We start from the raw sequence: 15,823 nt of genomic DNA, 5'->3' as shown, positions 1-15,823 counted from the left end.
CTGTTATTCTGGTTGTGTCGTGTTGTTAGTTGCGGGATAGCGGACGACGGTAGGTTCTTCGTCGTTATCCCTGTCTGGCCGGCCCAGAACTCGGGCCCGCTGGCGCCTGTCTAGCCCTATGTAGCCCCCGGTGTATATATCTGTGGGAGAAAGAATATTCCCTTTTCCCTCTCCGGGCTGGGGGAGGGTTACCCATGGCCAGCAGGCATATTGATAATAGGGAATGTCGTATAGAGCGGCAATATGGAGGTTGCTGTCATTCGACGAAAGATAACGTAGTACTTCTGCATGGTTTGCGATCTTGCTTTGCGGAAGGGCGATTATTGCCGCCTCATAAAACCCAGTTCGTATCCGGGATTTGAATATCCGTGGTGGCACTTCAGAGTATCCAGCCTGGCTGGCCCAGTTCAGTGTTGGTGCGGGGCTGAAAATAACATCGGCAACCAGGCCTTCGGACTTCTCACCATCAACTGCGCTGAATACTTGCTCCTTCAGAAGAGTAAAGCGATCTTGATCCAGGCTGCCAGAAGTAATCAGTAAGACGCTGAGTGGGTTCGCGGCTTCACTGACAATGTGAGTAATGTTTTTGATTTCAAGCAGTGTCTTCAGCCAGTCATCGGCGCTGTCTGATTTTGATGTCGTGCTGATGCAGTCAACCTGGCCTTGTATGAATTGATCGAACCTCTCCGCTGAACCTTTATGAAAAACTATTCTCCGTATTCTGAATCGATCACTCAGTGCAGGTATATTGTCTCCCCACCAGTCAGGGTTTCTCTCCAGACTCATGGTGGTGCCATTCAGATCGGCAGGGAGGTAAGGGCCGTTTACTGGTGGACGTGCATCAGCGGCCATGCCCGCGGCGTGCCCGGGCATGATTCGTAATCCAAATAATGCTTCGGGTGCTCTGTCATATTTTTGTGAGTAGTGGAGAGCGAAATGTTCGGCATCGTATTGCGTAATCCCCGTCAGAGACTGATTAATCAGCTGACGTTGATAGGGTGTCCCGGACGTTAACTCTGACAAGTAGAAAAGGGTGTATATGGCGTCTTTAGTTGTGACGGGTATGCCATCGCTCCAGGTTGCCTCTGGATGGATGCGAAAAATAATTTTGTGGCTCTCTGGCTCGTCACGCCAGCTTGCTGCCAGAAGCGGTGGCCGGAGACCATCCGCCCCAGGCTTTCCTGCCAGAGGAACATAAAGATCGTCAAGGAGGTCGTCTGATGGTGTTGACGGCAGGCGCTTCCAGTTTTTTGGTAGCGTAGCGGTGAGGGTGGTGAACGCACCTGCTATCTTGACGGCTGACTCTGATTCTATGACATCGACGACAGGTAGCTCGGGTAATGTTTGTGCATCTTCGATGAATACGTCGAGAGCGAGGGATGCGGAGGCGCTCAGGGTTAGCCAGAGCGCCAGTGCAGCGAGGCAGGGTTTAGCGAATAACATCTACATACAAGGTCAGGTTCTGGCCGGGCTTAAGGTAACGCCCCCCAAGCTTGCTTGAATTCCAACGCTTGATGTCTGAGACCGTGACATTAAAGCGCGAACCGATTGTGCTCAGATTGTCGCCGCTGCGTACTTTGTAATACACCTTGCGAACCTCTTCGCGATGTCCGTCAGACTCGGTTGTCCAGATCGTAAGTTTTTGGCCAACTCTCAATGGATCGCCCGGTGCCATACCATTCCAGCGACTCAGTTTGTTCACGGAGGTGTCATACATGCGGGCGATTTTCCAGAAGCTGTCCCCATTCTTAACGCGATAATCGACACGTTGTGATCGATTCGCTGTCTGGCCGGAGTTCTGTTTTCGAGTCAGGCGCTCATTCAGACTTAAACCATACTCGCCGCCGGCTTTCAGTGCCGAAGGAATAAGAAGTTGCTGGCCCGCGTAAATGGTGTCTGATTTCAATTGGTTGGCGCTGCGCACAACCTCAGCAGTAATCTTGTGTTTACGGGCAATGGTGATCAGGCTGTCGCCCGAACGAACCACGTAGCGTTGCCATTTCAGTCTCGAGTTCTCATCCAGGTTGGCGAGGTTCTCTCGATAGATAAACTCCTGCGTCGCAGGAATAAGGACTTCGTGAGGGCCGTCAGGATGAGTTGCCCAGCGATTAAATTGTGGATTCAGGCGATAGATCTCATCGAGGTCGGTGTCCGCCAGTTCGGCGACCTGTGACAGGTCAATCTGACCACCTGTTGGTACGATAGCGAAGTAGGGAGCGTCTTCAATATCTGTCCAGGCTATGTCGTAATCTTCCCTGTGCTTTAACAGGTAGGAAATAGCGACGAGCTTAGGCACATAAGCACGGGTCTCTTTAGGAAGATCCAGACTCCAGAAATCGGTATCCAGCCCTTTGCGCTTGTTCTTTCTGATGGCTTTTCTTACCGTGCCTGCACCAGAGTTGTAACTGGCGAGCGCGAGCATCCAGTCGCCATCGAAGCGACCTGCAAGGTATTCGAGGTAATCGAGGGCTGCGTTGGTAGCGCTGCGAATGTCGCGGCGACCGTCATGCCACCAGTCTTGATGCAGCCCGTAGGCGCGACCTGTCGACGGTATAAACTGCCACACGCCTGAAGCACGACCATGACTGTAGGCGAAGGGGTCGAAAGCACTCTCTACAACCGGAAGCAAAGCCAGTTCGCCCGGAATCTCGCGACGTTCAACTTCGCTTGCAATGTAATGAAGGTAGCGACGGGCACGATCCGATACCTGCTCCAGGTGGCGGGGATGCTTAAGATACCAACCCATGTGGCGTTTTACGCGCTCATTTGACGTGTCCAGCTCAAGCCCGAAGTTGCTGACGACCCGATCCCATGACGTTGCCGGCGCCAGAGGCTCAGTAAACTCTTCTTTGGGTTCCGGGTCGGTTTGAGGGGTTGACGATATGTCGCTGGTTGCCTGTTCTGGCGCGATACCCGCGATGTTGTCTTCAGAGGCAGGCTCGTTTTTAGGGGCGATGGAACTGCACGCTGACAGGACTGCCGTCAGCAGGCATACTTGCAATAACTTCATACAACTGGTGTCTGACTACGTTTTCCTGTCAGTCTATCAGCATAATCCATGCCCGCAAGGCGAACAGTGTCAAATGAAACACGGCCACAGAATAAAAACTCAGGTTCAGAAGCGATGGTTGAGTCGCATGGATACACAAAGACTGATGGCGCTGGAGGGCTCGTGGCTTGAGGAAAGAGTCTCCCACTTAAGAGGACGTCATCTTCTTTACGCCGGCGTAGATACTGATCCTAAGTTTCTGGGGCGCAGTCGGGCTGATCATACCTTTCGCGTGGGTTTGCCCTGGCAGAAAGGCCTGGTTGATTGTCAGGCTCAGATCGATAATACGCGTTGGCCGTTCCCTGATGAAACGCTTGATGTCGTGGTTCTTCAGCATGCGCTCGATATGACAAGCCGGCCACATCAGTTAGTGCGGGAGGCCACTCGCTCGCTTGTTTCGGGCGGTTATCTGGTTGTTGTTGGATTTAATCCCTACAGCACCTGGGGGGGGGTTCGGTGGCTGCGGACCATGTCGACAGAATTGCCCTGGGTGTCGAACCCTGTCGCACCGTTACGCTTGTCAGACTGGCTGATGCTACTGGACTTTCGGGTTGAAAATATCACTACCGCTGCGCATTTATGGCCTGTAAAAATTGGATCAGAAGCTATGAGCCGCCGGGTTGATCGTGTTCTGGCAGGCAATCGGATGGTCGCCGGAAATATATACCTTCTGGTGGCACGGAAAACGGTAGCAGGCATGACAACTATACGTTCAGGGCGTAAAGTGCGGCGCGAACCGAAACTGGGCTTCGCGATTCCTACGACCAGAAAGCCTGTATCCAGAATCAAAGGATCACTGTAAAACATGAAAGTAGAGCTGTTCACCGATGGTGCGTGTAAAGGTAACCCGGGCCCGGGAGGCTGGGGCGCATTGTTAAAATACGGCGAAAACGAAAAAGAGCTGTGGGGTGGCGAAAACAATACGACGAACAATCGTATGGAACTCATGGCCGCAATCGAGGGCCTGAAGGCCTTGACCCGCCCTTGTCAGGTTGTTCTGACAACAGACTCGAAGTACGTAAAACAAGGCATTAATCAGTGGTTGGCTGGTTGGAAAAAAAACGGTTGGAAGACGGCATCAAAACAACCGGTGAAAAATAAAGATTTGTGGCAAGCTCTCGATAAGGAGTGCTCGCGCCATGAGGTTGAATGGCACTGGGTAAAAGGGCATGCCGGCCATGATGGCAATGAACGTGCGGATCAACTGGCAAATCGGGGTGCAGCAGAGGCAGTTAAATGAGACAGGTAGTACTTGATACGGAAACCACCGGTATTGGCGATGGTCACAGAATCATCGAAATCGGCTGTGTTGAGGTTATTAAACGCAAGCTGACCGGACGGCATTATCACGTTTATATCAACCCTGAGCGGCCTATTGATGAAGAGGCAGCAGAGGTTCATGGCATTACCAACGAGTGGTTGATTGAACAGGGCGCGCCTGTATTCAGTCAGGTCGTTGATGATTTTCGTTCGTTTATTGATGGCGCTCAGCTTGTTATTCACAACGCGCCGTTTGACGTTGGTATGATGGATGCGGAATTCTCGCGCCTGAATATGACGCCAACACGCGATTTCTGTGGCATCCTCGATACGCTTGTGATGGCCCGCCAGATGCATCCGGGTGCACGTGCCAGCCTTGATGCCTTGTGTAAACGCTATGGTATTGATAACTCGCACCGTGAACTCCACGGCGCTTTGCTCGATGCCGAAATTCTGGCCGATGTTTATCTGATGATGACCGGCGGCCAGACGGATCTCGCCCTTGGGGAGGACGAATCAGATTCGGGGGTTGTCGAGCTTGATCTGGGCGACATCAAAGTCGATGCAGCGGCATTGAAAGTAGTAAAGGCCACTACAGAGGAAACAGCCGCCCACGAGGCGTTTCTGGATTTGATTGATAAGAAAAGTGAAGGGGCGCTGTGGCGTCGCTCTTAATAATAAAAAACTGAATAGCGAAACTGCGAAGGCGAGCACGGATTTATCAACCAGGCACGTTATGTTGAACTATGCCGTTTCTACGGGATATCGGTGCGTCTGTCCGCCAGTTGATGAAGACACCCATCACTCCGGTAGAATCCGCCAGAGAGACTATTCAGTGATAAACAACCCGGCGGCATTATTGGCCGGACAGGAAGACAATAAAAATGGCAGATTTACCTAGCGCAGAAGTTTCAAATCAATTCGCATCGTCGTTACACGTGGTGCGCAAAGAGATTGAAAACGCGCTGGACCATGCGGCGGTTCAGCTGGATACCTACAGTAGCGATGGCAGTGAAGAGACCATCCGTACTTTTCTGGAAGAAATTCGCCAGCTTCGCGGCACTTTTAAGATGCTCGACTTCCGTGCAGGTGAGCGCTTGTGTGAGGAGCTTACCGAAACCATCCGCCGATCACTCAATTCAGGTGTCAGTGAAGGCCTTCTTGATGCGTCCACTCAGGCAGTGGTGTACCTGAAACGATACATCGAATTTGTAATCACAGGTCAGGATGTTGCCCCCTCGCTGTTGATTCCGACTATCAATCTTGTACGGCGAGAGCGTTCAGAAAAAGGCTTGCCCGAGGGGTACTTCTTTTTAAATAACCTACGCCCGAAACTGGACCAGCCGCGGGCCGCTGCGAATCGTGCAGTCGCTTATCGTCGTGTGCGGCAAATGCTTCAACTGGGCTTGCTGGGACTAATTCGTGGCTCCGGCAAACGTGGCCCCTTACAGGTGCTCGTCAGGGCTGTTGAACGTCTTGAGGTGGCGGCCAGAGGATCTCACAGCTGGATATTCTGGGAAGTTGTTTCTGGAGCGCTGGATGCTTTGCAGCAGGATGAATTCGACGTCACACCACAGCGTATCTCTCTGGTTGGTCAGTTGGATCGTCAGGTCCGTAAACTTCAGGCAACTGAAGGTGCAGCATTCAACGAGCAGCCATCTGACGCTTTGCTGAAAGAGTTCCTGTACCTGGTTGCGTTGGCTCAGCCTGAGTCTGACCGTCTGAAACTGCTGCACAGCAGTTTCCAGTTGGCGGATCATGTTCGCGAACGGGAGTTGAGGGTCACCCGTAACGATCTTAGTGGTCCGGACCAGTCTGCGCTGGTGTCCTTCGCACGCGCTCTGCAGGACGAAATTGAAGCATTAAAAGACATCATTGATCGCAGTCAGCGCAACCCCGAACTTGCTGTCGAAGACTCTGAGTTGATCGAGCGGCTGGAGCGTATCTCAGATACCCTGATCATGGTCGATATGAATCCGACGGCCGAGCTCGCTGACGGAGTAATCCGTCAGATACGGTCGGGACAGGCGGATATTGAAGGGCTGGCTGACGACATTATCCGTATCGAACAGGATGTTCAGGCAATTGTTCAGTCTAACAGCCTGAAAGGTTCTCAGGTTATTGATCCCGTCACGCTTAAAGAGGCGAATATCGCTGTGGTCTCTGAGTCGGTGACAGCGCTAGTGATGGTGAAAAGAGCCGTGGCTTCCTATGTTGATAGCGGAGATAAACTGCACGTGAAGAATGTAGGCAAGAGCCTGCGGGACGTAAGTGGTGCAGTTATTTTTCTGGGTAAGGCCGATCTCCGCGCGATGTTGCTCGAGCTTGAGGAGTTCGTCGAGCATCAGGTGATGGACTCAAGAGTGGCACCTTCGTCTCAGGATATGGATGCCTTTGCTGACGCAGTAACTGCAGTTGAGTACTATCTGGACACGTATGATTCTCCAGCCTCTGGCGGCAGTGATGCATTACGCATGGCTGAAGAGAGTATGGTGCAGTTGAGAGCCGGTCATGTTGCAAACTAGTCTTACACTAATCAGCAGTGGCGCAATTCTAATTGCGGTCGTTGTGGCACTCTTTCTCTGGGCCGGCAAAGGCTGGTTCAGGCAGTGGCTCCGAGGCACTACAGGAATGATTCTTATTGCTGGGGCTATCTGGTTAGGGTTGGTCGTGTGGGATCTGGCCAGCTATCGATCCGCCATTCAGGAACGGCCTCTGGCGTCGGTAAGCATTTATGAAATCGAGCCACAGGTATTTGATCTGACATTGGTTGACTCTGAAGGCGAAGAAGAGCGCTTCGTTGTAAAAGGCGATCAATGGCAGCTCGATGTACGTATGCTGGTATGGACTGGCCCATTACTGGCATTGGGCAAGGAACCTTTGTATCGGTTTGATCGCTTGTCAGGGCGTTATCTGAGTCTTGAGCAGGAACGTAGTGCACCTAGAACGGTTTATGGGTTTGGTGGTTCCGAAGGCTTTGATGTCTGGAGCTGGTTACGCAACTACGATCTGTGGCTGGATGCAGATTTTGGCAGCGCAGTCTATATGCCTATGGAGAATGGTGCTGTGTTCAGTGTTGTCCGGACCACGAAAGGACTGGTCGCTCGGCCGGTGAATGACGTTGCGGAGAGCGCCATCGCCGGGCAGTGGTAAAACACAAGTACAAAAAAAGCGGCCATCGGCCGCTTTTATCGTATCTGTCGATATTAAGCAGGGAACAGTTCACCCAGCTTAGTCGCCAGCATCATGTCGCCTTCGACTTTCAGCTGACCAGACATGAATGCCATCATGCCGTCCAGATCACCATTAACGATACCCTGCAGGGTCTCGCTGTTCATGATCAGAGTTACGTTTGGATCACCCGCTTCACCCTGAACAACTTCGCAGGCGCCGTCTTTAACGATCAGGTGGTAGTTGTCCGCGTCTTCGATGTTGAACTGGAAAACCAGATCCAGGCCTTCAGCGGCAGCTGGGTTGAATTTAGCGTTCATTTCATTGATGAATTCAGCAGCAGATGACATATCAATATCCTTCGGTTACTTACGTGTTGTTCTACGGCGGCGGAAGTACTGCCGTTGATTCGTGCCCGTTCAGGCCTGTCGACACTCTAAGTGGCCCTCTGGAGGGTGTCAACGAAATTCGAACGATTGTTTGAATTTCAGACTGCGGTTACTTCTCTTACCTGACAGAGCTTGCGGCACGCCCGGTTTTCGTTATGCTGGCTCTTCCCAAATACAGGATTAAAGGATATCTGAGTGGAGTTTATTGCAGATTACGGCAGCTTTCTCTTGAAGACAGTTACACTCGTCGTGGCCATTCTGGTGGTCGCCGGTGGAATGATCGCACTAGGTAGCCGACAGAAAAAGTCGGGCTCCGAGGGTGAACTGAAAATTCGTAAGCTGAACGAGCAGCTGGAAGACTATAAAGAGCAGCTCGAAAATGAGATCAATACAGAAGCTACTCTGAAACAGCTGGAAAAAGACCGGAAGAAAGAAGACAAGGCGAAACAGAAGGCAGAGAAGAAAGCAGCCTCTGCTGGGGCGGATGCTTCCAAAGAAACAAAACGTGTGTACGTCATCGATTTTGATGGTGACATCAAAGCATCTGATGTTGACCTTATGCGCCGTGAGATTACGGCTATCCTGACCATGGCCACCAAGGACGACGAAGTCGTTGTCCGCCTCGAAAGTGGCGGTGGTATGGTGCACTCCTATGGCCTTGCTGCATCGCAATTAAAGCGCATCCGTGACAAAGGTATCCAGCTTACTGTATGCATCGATAAAGTCGCCGCAAGCGGCGGCTACATGATGGCCTGCCTTGCAGACCGGGTGGTTGCTGCTCCGTTTGCAATTGTTGGTTCTATTGGCGTTGTGGCCCAGCTCCCGAACTTCAATAAGCTTCTCAAAAAGAACGATGTAGATTTCGAAATGTTCACTGCGGGTGAATATAAGCGCACAGTAACCATGTTCGGTGAAAATACTGATAAAGCGCGAGAGAAATTTCAGTCTGATCTGAACGATACCCACGTTCTTTTCAAGCAGCATGTGAAACAGTTCCGCCCTCGTGTTGACATTGATGCGGTTGCTACCGGAGATATCTGGTACGGCCAGCAGGCACTCGACCAAAAGCTGATAGACGAAGTGGGAACAAGTGATGATTATCTTGTCTCAGCATGCGAACGCGCGGATGTGTATACGGTCGCGTATGAGTACCGTCGGTCATTCCAGGAGCGTATGGGCTTTGCCGCTCAGGCAGGCTTTGAGCGTGCCGTGACGCGAGTCCTGACTGCCGTTCAGAATCAGATGCAGACAAAAGGGTAATACGATGAGTTTTCTAGCATATCGGGTAGAGGAAGCGGATAAGAAATTCGAGGCTTCGTGGGTTGAGCAGGAAGATGCCGACTTGCCGGAGGGGGACGTCCTTATCGAGGTTGCCTACTCTTCGGTGAACTACAAAGATGCACTTTCAGCGAGTGGTAATCGTGGCGTCACAAAAGCCTATCCGCACACACCGGGTATTGATGCCGCAGGTACTGTTCTTGAAAGCAGTGATAGCGCGTTCTCGAAGGGTGACGAGGTTGTCGTATTCGGTTACGACCTGGGCATGAATACAAACGGCGGTTATGGCCAGCATATTCGTGTGCCTGCCGCATGGGTGCTGAAGAAACCTGAGGGTATTTCAGCGTCAGAGGCGATGGCGTGGGGTACCGCTGGCTTTACTGCGGCTCTGAGCGTACAAAAACTTGAACGCGCAGGTATCTCGCCAGATCGCGGCCCTGTATTGGTTACGGGTGCGACAGGCGGCGTTGGTTCTGTGGCTGTCTCTCTGCTGTCTAAACTCGGCTACAGTGTTGTTGCTCTTTCAGGTAAAGCAGATAAAAACGACTGGCTTGAATCTCTTGGTGCAAAACGCATCGTAAGCCGCGATGACGTGCTGTCACTGAAAGGTAAAGCGATGGCGAAGCCTGTTTATCAGGCGGCTGTTGATACCGTCGGTGGGGATATGGTGTCAGCCATACTGCCGCAGCTGATGCCTGAGGGCGCCGTGACTACTTGCGGTATGATTGCTGGCGTCAAGGTTGAAGCGAGTGTGTTCCCGTTTATTCTGCGTGGCGTTAGTCTTCTCGGTGTGGATTCGGTTGAGATTCCACGAGCGGACAAGCAAGCGGTACTGGATAAGGCTGCTGGCGACTGGAAGCTGGAAAGCCTTGAAACCATGACCACTGAGATCGGACGGAAAGAACTTCCTGGTGTTCTCTCCCGGATCATCAAAGGGGAAGGCGTCGGTCGTTACCGCGTTAACCTGAATAAAGACTAGTCAATCACGCCTCAACTTGTCGCTGATGGCGATTGGGTTGGGGTAGTTGAATACGACGATATAGCTGGACAGGACGAATGTGATAATCGCTGTTGCCTGAACCAGGAGGGATGCGCGCTCCGTGAGGAGTGCGCTCTCAATTGCCACGAATACCACCAGCAGTGAAAACTCACTGATTTGCCCCAGCCGGAAACCAACATCCCAGGCTAGCTTCGGCGTCTCACTGAAGCGCCCGAGAAGCACCCGGAACGTCAATGGTTTCAGCGTCATAACAGCCCCCGCCAGTAACACTGCGCCAACCAGCACCTCCTCCAGCATTCCAAGATTGACGCCCGCACCCAGTGTGAAAAAGAACATGACCAGAAAGAAGTCTCTCAGTGGCTTAAGGCTGATCGCCATAAACTGAGCGATAGGGCTGGTTGCCAGAGTCACCCCGGCAATGAATGCACCTATCTCCTCGGAAAGTCCGATCACAGCAGCGGCCTCGGCAACAGCCAGACACCAGCCGATGGCCATAATGAACAGGTATTCCTGATAGCGATCGAAGCGTTGAATGAGCGGAAGAAGAATTAGCTTCACGATCAGGTAACAGGCTGCCGCGAGTACAGGCAGGGCCAGAAACGGCTGCCAGACAGGCTGGTCGGATTCACCGCTCAGCACGCCAAGTAGTATGAGAGTCAGGATAGCGATCATATCCTGAATCAGGAGAAGACCGACCATGAGTTCACCACTGTGTTTGTGGTGGAGAACCGTCGTGGGCAGGAGTTTTAAACCAATGATGGTGCTCGAAAACATAAGCGCCAGGCCAACGATGATGGCATCCATAAATCCGTAGCCAAGCAGGTGTGTGACGCCGGCCCCTACGCCAAAGAACAGCAACGAGCTGAGTAGTGCAACGGACATCGCTTTCTTCAGTACCGCAAACAGCGAAGAAGGCTGCATATCCAGCCCGAGGAGAAAGAGAAGAAATATAATCCCGATATGAGCCATGTCTGTGAGCTCATCTGGGTGCTCAATCCAGCCCATGCCATACGGGCCTGCAATGGCACCGAGTGCTATGTAGGCGACGAGTATGGGTTGGCGTGTGTAGAGTGCGAAAGTCGCGAGAACGAGTGCACCGGCAAAAATAAGAAAGAAAGAAAAAACGATATCCTGTGGCATAACTCCCCCAAATGTGACTTAAGGTTAAGACACAGAAGGCGGGAGCGCCACAGAAAAGAGAGCGTGTTTTAGCTCAGGCGGCGTCTGAACAGCGGTCGCTGATCATGGACGTCATTCTGGTACGGGTTGGTGAAGGTTGAGAAGGCGGCGATAGCGTCTTCAACGATCTGGTCTTCACGCAGTGCGTACGTATCGAAGCCGCAACGCTTCATGAAAAATACCTGATCAATCAGTACGTCACCGACGGCACGCAGCTCACCGGTATATTTGTATTTTTCACGCAGCAATCTGGCCGCAGAATAACCACGGCCATCGGCAAACTTAGGGAAATCGATGGAGATGCGTGCGAAATTCGCCGCATCTTCACCAAAGAGATCTGCCGTTTGGTCGCTGGAAACGGTCAGTTCAAGTGACTGACCAGCGAAAGAAGCTTTCTCTTCCTGCCACTGTTCGAGTGTTACAGTTGTAAGCTCCGTGTCCTGAACCGGGCCCTGGGTATTAATCAGGTTTGCCATAGACAGCCTCCTTAAATGGGGTGTGGCCAACGCGGCGATAGACTTCGAGGAAAGATTCACCGTCAGTACGCTGGTCTACGTAGAAATCGAGAATTTTGGCAATCACATCAGGCATGGCCTCACGTGCGAACGAAGGTCCAAGAATCTTGCCCAGTGAAGAGCCATCTGCATCGTTGCCGCCAGAGTTGCCACCGAGTGATACCTGGTAGAACTCTTCGCCTTTTTTGTCGACACCCAGAACGCCGATATTGCCAACGTGGTGGTGACCACACGCGTTCATGCAGCCTGAGATATTCAGGTCGATTTCACCCAGATCCCACAGGTAATCAAGATTTTCAAAACGTGCCTGGATAGCTTCTGCAACTGGAATAGACTTGGCGTTTGCAAGCGCACAGAAGTCACCGCCCGGGCAGCAGATCATGTCAGTCAGGAGACCCAGCGTTGGTGTCGCCATGCCTAATGATTTCAGTTTCTGCCACAAGCCGAACAGTTCGGTTTGTTCGACGTCAGCCAGTACCAGGTTCTGGTTGTGGGTAGAGCGGAGTTCGCCGAAGCTGTACTCATCGGCCAGGTCAGCAACCTGATCGAGCTGCTCTGCGGTGATATCACCCGGTGGCGTACCGATCTGCTTCAAGGTCAGAGTAACGACAGCGTAGCCAGCTTTCTTGTGCTGACGCACGTTGCGCTCCATCCAGCGTGAGAAGGCTTTGTTCTCTTCCTTAGCTGCAGTGAGCTCTACCGGGTTGTCACTGAGCGTCTTGTACTCAGGGTCGATGAAGTGCTGCTTAACGCGCTCCAGTTCAGCCTGAGTCAGCTTGCCTTCACCATCTTTGAGACGGTTGAACTCTTCCTCGACCAGCTCGCGCATACGGTCAACGCCAAGGGCCTTAACCAGGATTTTAATGCGAGCTTTGTACTTGTTGTCGCGGCGACCAAACTGGTTGTACACGCGAATAACGGCATCAAGGTAGGCCAGCAGGTCTTCTTCTGGCAGGAAGGCACAGATTTCTTCGCCCAGAATCGGGGTGCGGCCAAGGCCACCACCAACGAGAACACGGTAGCCAATGTCACCCGCATCGTTTTTAACAATGTTGATGCCGATGTCATGCATCGTGATGGCTGCGCGGTCCTGTCCAGGTACTGCGTTTACAGCGATCTTGAACTTACGCGGCAGGAAGGCAAACTCAGGGTGAAAGGTTGACCACTGGCGAATGATCTCGCAGTAAGGGCGTGGATCAACGATTTCTTCAGCGATCACACCGGCGTACTCGTCAGTCGTGGTGTTACGGATACAGTTACCACTGGTCTGAACAGCGTGCATCTGTACTTCAGCGAGGTCCGCGAGAATCTGAGGGCATTGCTCCAGTTCTGGCCAGTTAAACTGGACGTTCTGGCGCGTAGAGATATGCGCATACCCTTTGTCGTAAGTGCGGGCAACATAAGCCAGCTTGCGCACCTGAGCGGAATTAAGTGCGCCATATGGCACAGCCACGCGCAGCATAGGTGCATAGCGTTGCACATAAATGCCGTTTTGAAGTCGCAGCGGCAGAAACTCTTCTTCAGAGATCTTACCGTCCAGATAGCGCTCCATCTGGCCCTTAAACTGGGCGACGCGCTCGTTCAGCAATTGCTGATCGTACTGATCGTATACGTACATAGTGATCCGGTTGCAGTAATTGGAATTATAGGAATAGGGGCGAACTTTAAACTGAAACGGCTTATCTGAAAATCAGAAAATGCGAATATTACTAATCGGTTTTGCCGATTATTCTTGTTGCGCTCAATGGCGGGAAACAGGTCTCGCATCAAGCAGGAGTCTGTCTGGGTAATCGGTGAAAACGGAGGACACACCAGCGCGGTAAAGCTTCTGGGCTAACTCAAGGCTATTAACGGTGAAGCAGGCGAGTGGAGTGCCTGCGCTGACTACTTCCCCGATCATGTCGGTATCAATAAATTCGGCATCGAAATGTAGGCCGGTTGCGCCCACCGATTCCATGCGGTCCTGCCAGTCAGCAGGAATCGCCTCAACGTTCAGAGCGCGGGTGTAATGAGAGAGTAGCGACTGCGCTTCCTTTAAAGCGAAGTAGTTAAAGCTGGAGAGTAGTATCGACTGACCAAAAGGGGTCTTGCGTAAAACCTGCTGCATCGCCCAGACGGTTTCAGCTTCGCGGCCAATAGTGGGTTTTATTTCGAGGTTAAGACTGAGATTGAGTGAGTCCGCCAGAATGAGCAACTCTTCAAGCGTCAGTATCCGTTCGTCGGATGAAAAGGGGGAGAACCAGCTACCGGCATCGAGCGCTTTCAGCTCTGCCAATGTCTTCTGAATCACCAGACCTTTGCCATCGGTGCATCGAACGAGGTTATGGTCATGGAAAATGATGGCGTGACCGTCAGCACTGATAGTGACATCGACTTCTGCCCAGTCTGCGCCCTGACGAACGGCTTCGATCATGGCCGACGCTGTGTTCTCCGGTGCGCTACCACTTGCTCCACGGTGTGCGATCACCCGCGAAATACCTTTATAGGCTGATGGCGGTGTTCCAGGTAGCTGAACAGGCATAAAGTAAACTCTGAGTCCGTCTTATCCGCATACGCTAATACGTGATCTTTCCCTGAGCAAGACAAATTTAGATCATTAAACCTTGATGTGCGCCCAGTGCTTACGGCTCCATATGGTTCCGTAAATGATCGCGAGAGCCATGCGCTGGCAAGCCTGTAAAATCCAGATGCCTGTCAGGCCAAGTCCAAGGTATGGTCCGATAACCCAGGCGAGCGGCAGGAAAACCGCCCACTGCATCACCAGATTGATTTTGAGGACCTGCTTGCTGGCGCCTGCGCCGAGAAGTGTCTGGTTAAATATGATGGATGCGACTTCAAAAGCGATGGCGAAGCCGAGAATACGTAAAGGCCATGTGCCAAGTTCAATGAGTGCGGCATCGTTCGTAAAGATAGTCAGTACCGCGTGTGGGGCTATCCACATCGGCAGGCCGAGAAGGGCCATGATGACGACAGATACTCTCAGGACATCCCAGCCCCAGCGGTGAGCATTTTCCTTTTCTTCTGCTCCAAGAGCATGGCCCACAAGGCTTGCGCCAGCGATGCCGAGGCCTACGGCAGGCATGATCAGTAGCAGGGACAGCTGCGTTAGAATGTGGCCAATCGCCTGCTCCTGGGTGCCGATTAAACCAATGATCCAGAAGAGTACACTCAGGCCGAGAGCGAACAGTGTCTGGCTAACCGAGTTTGGAATTGCCAGGCGCACCAGTTGGCGGATGGTCTTGCGGCTTAAGTGATAAAGCTGGCGGAAGCGGGTGTCCAGCGCAAACGTACGCCAATAGAAGAGTCCTGCGGCAAGTACGAGCGATGCCGCTGACCCCATGCCAGAACCTACGGCGCCGAAACCTTCCCAATAGGTAGTCCCAAAGGCTGTCAGTCCGAAGATCAGGAAATAGCTGAACACGATATTGCTCAGGTGCATGATGAGTGCAATCTTCAGGTATACCGCGCTTTCCCCGATACCACTCCAGAACCCTCTGAATACAAAGGTCATGCCGACGAAGGTGAGGGCGGCGGTGCGCCATGAAAAGTACTCGGACGCCACAGCAATAACGGCTGCGTCATTGGTGTATAGGCCGATGTACTGTTCTGCAAATGCAATAAACAGGATGGTCGAGGGAATACCGATCAGAAGCGTCAGGAACAGGCCTGCGAAGAGAGGCTCAGTGGTCCTGTGGTGGCGTCGGGCGCCGTAGTGCCGGGATACGATGGCCTGCACGGCGGCAGACAGTCCCATCATGACGGAAACACACAGGAAGTTGGCGTAACTACCGATACCGACGCCAGCCAGGGCCACGTCATTGAGCTGGCCGACCATCGCGGCATCAATCAGGTTGGTGATGCTCTGAGAGAGCATGCTGCCAATAATTGGGATGCCAATGATAAGGATGCGGTTCAGTCGCGTCAGTTCGACGCGGCTGAGCCTCGACAGTAAGAGACGGCTGAACTGCATATCAGCTCAGAA

15 protein-coding genes are annotated in these 15,823 nt (G+C 52.4%); 7 read left to right on the top strand and 8 right to left on the bottom strand.

The features are described from left to right. Positions 1–3 precede the first annotated feature (3 nt). Both BW941_RS16130 and BW941_RS16125 read right to left on the bottom strand, forming a co-directional pair. Complete coding sequence (locus BW941_RS16130) at positions 4–1,443, bottom strand: ABC transporter substrate-binding protein (RefSeq protein ID WP_076517815.1); 1,440 nt, start codon at positions 1,441–1,443, stop codon at positions 4–6. After that, positions 1,430–3,010: a lytic transglycosylase gene (locus BW941_RS16125; RefSeq protein ID WP_076517813.1), complete on the bottom strand. Its 1,581-nt coding sequence runs from the start codon at positions 3,008–3,010 to the stop codon at positions 1,430–1,432. The genes BW941_RS16130 and BW941_RS16125 overlap by 14 nt, the downstream gene beginning before the upstream one ends. A 127-nt stretch (positions 3,011–3,137) precedes the next feature. Here BW941_RS16125 and BW941_RS16120 point away from each other — a divergent pair, with 127 nt between their 5' ends. The 5 genes from BW941_RS16120 to BW941_RS16100 all read left to right on the top strand — a co-directional run bounded on the left by BW941_RS16120 (position 3,138) and on the right by BW941_RS16100 (position 7,462). Continuing rightward, on the top strand, positions 3,138–3,851 hold the full coding sequence (locus BW941_RS16120) for a methyltransferase domain-containing protein (protein WP_076517811.1): 714 nt from the start codon (positions 3,138–3,140) through the stop codon (positions 3,849–3,851). A 3-nt stretch (positions 3,852–3,854) separates the two neighbouring features. Further along, complete coding sequence (rnhA, locus tag BW941_RS16115) at positions 3,855–4,289, top strand: ribonuclease HI (RefSeq protein WP_068443516.1); 435 nt, start codon at positions 3,855–3,857, stop codon at positions 4,287–4,289. Next, complete coding sequence (gene dnaQ, locus BW941_RS16110; protein WP_076517809.1) at positions 4,286–4,984, top strand: DNA polymerase III subunit epsilon; 699 nt, start codon at positions 4,286–4,288, stop codon at positions 4,982–4,984. The genes rnhA and dnaQ overlap by 4 nt, the downstream gene beginning before the upstream one ends. A gap of 209 nt (positions 4,985–5,193) precedes the next feature. After that, positions 5,194–6,834, top strand: a complete 1,641-nt coding sequence (locus tag BW941_RS16105; RefSeq protein ID WP_076517807.1) for a FimL-related protein — start codon at positions 5,194–5,196, stop codon at positions 6,832–6,834. A 106-nt stretch (positions 6,835–6,940) separates the two neighbouring features. Next, positions 6,941–7,462, top strand: coding sequence for a cation/multidrug efflux pump (locus BW941_RS16100; RefSeq protein ID WP_139325875.1), 522 nt, complete (start codon positions 6,941–6,943; stop codon positions 7,460–7,462). A gap of 53 nt (positions 7,463–7,515) precedes the next feature. Here BW941_RS16100 and BW941_RS16095 read toward each other — a convergent pair whose 3' ends face one another. Continuing rightward, positions 7,516–7,830, bottom strand: coding sequence for an SCP2 sterol-binding domain-containing protein (locus tag BW941_RS16095; protein WP_068443527.1), 315 nt, complete (start codon positions 7,828–7,830; stop codon positions 7,516–7,518). Positions 7,831–8,064: 234 nt separating this feature from the next. Here BW941_RS16095 and sohB point away from each other — a divergent pair, with 234 nt between their 5' ends. Together sohB and BW941_RS16085 are read left to right on the top strand one after the other, a co-directional pair. Further along, a complete protein-coding gene (gene sohB / locus BW941_RS16090) occupies positions 8,065–9,129 on the top strand; it encodes a protease SohB (RefSeq protein WP_076517804.1) in 1,065 nt (354 codons plus the stop codon). A gap of 4 nt (positions 9,130–9,133) precedes the next feature. Further along, positions 9,134–10,126 (top strand): YhdH/YhfP family quinone oxidoreductase, encoded by a 993-nt coding sequence (locus BW941_RS16085; protein ID WP_076517802.1) that lies wholly within the window; start codon positions 9,134–9,136, stop codon positions 10,124–10,126. Here BW941_RS16085 and BW941_RS16080 read toward each other — a convergent pair whose 3' ends face one another. From BW941_RS16080 to BW941_RS16060, 5 genes are all read right to left on the bottom strand, one after another. Next, a complete protein-coding gene (locus BW941_RS16080) occupies positions 10,127–11,287 on the bottom strand; it encodes a cation:proton antiporter (protein WP_076517800.1) in 1,161 nt (386 codons plus the stop codon). Positions 11,288–11,355: 68 nt separating this feature from the next. Continuing rightward, positions 11,356–11,802: a DUF934 domain-containing protein gene (locus BW941_RS16075; RefSeq protein WP_068443537.1), complete on the bottom strand. Its 447-nt coding sequence runs from the start codon at positions 11,800–11,802 to the stop codon at positions 11,356–11,358. Continuing rightward, a complete protein-coding gene (locus BW941_RS16070; RefSeq protein WP_068443540.1) occupies positions 11,786–13,459 on the bottom strand; it encodes a nitrite/sulfite reductase in 1,674 nt (557 codons plus the stop codon). Before BW941_RS16070 ends, BW941_RS16075 begins: the two co-directional genes overlap by 17 nt. A 123-nt stretch (positions 13,460–13,582) precedes the next feature. Further along, positions 13,583–14,362 (bottom strand): glycerophosphodiester phosphodiesterase family protein, encoded by a 780-nt coding sequence (locus tag BW941_RS16065; RefSeq protein ID WP_076517798.1) that lies wholly within the window; start codon positions 14,360–14,362, stop codon positions 13,583–13,585. Positions 14,363–14,437: 75 nt separating this feature from the next. Further along, a complete protein-coding gene (locus BW941_RS16060; RefSeq protein WP_076517796.1) occupies positions 14,438–15,811 on the bottom strand; it encodes an MATE family efflux transporter in 1,374 nt (457 codons plus the stop codon). Between the last annotated feature and the right edge of the window lie 12 nt (positions 15,812–15,823).

Source organism: Thalassolituus maritimus (genome assembly GCF_900156675.1).
Lineage (GTDB): Bacteria > Pseudomonadota > Gammaproteobacteria > Pseudomonadales > Oceanobacteraceae > Thalassolituus > Thalassolituus maritimus.
The sequence above is the reverse complement of the archived record's forward strand: the minus strand, read 5'-3'. Positions and strand labels throughout refer to the sequence as shown.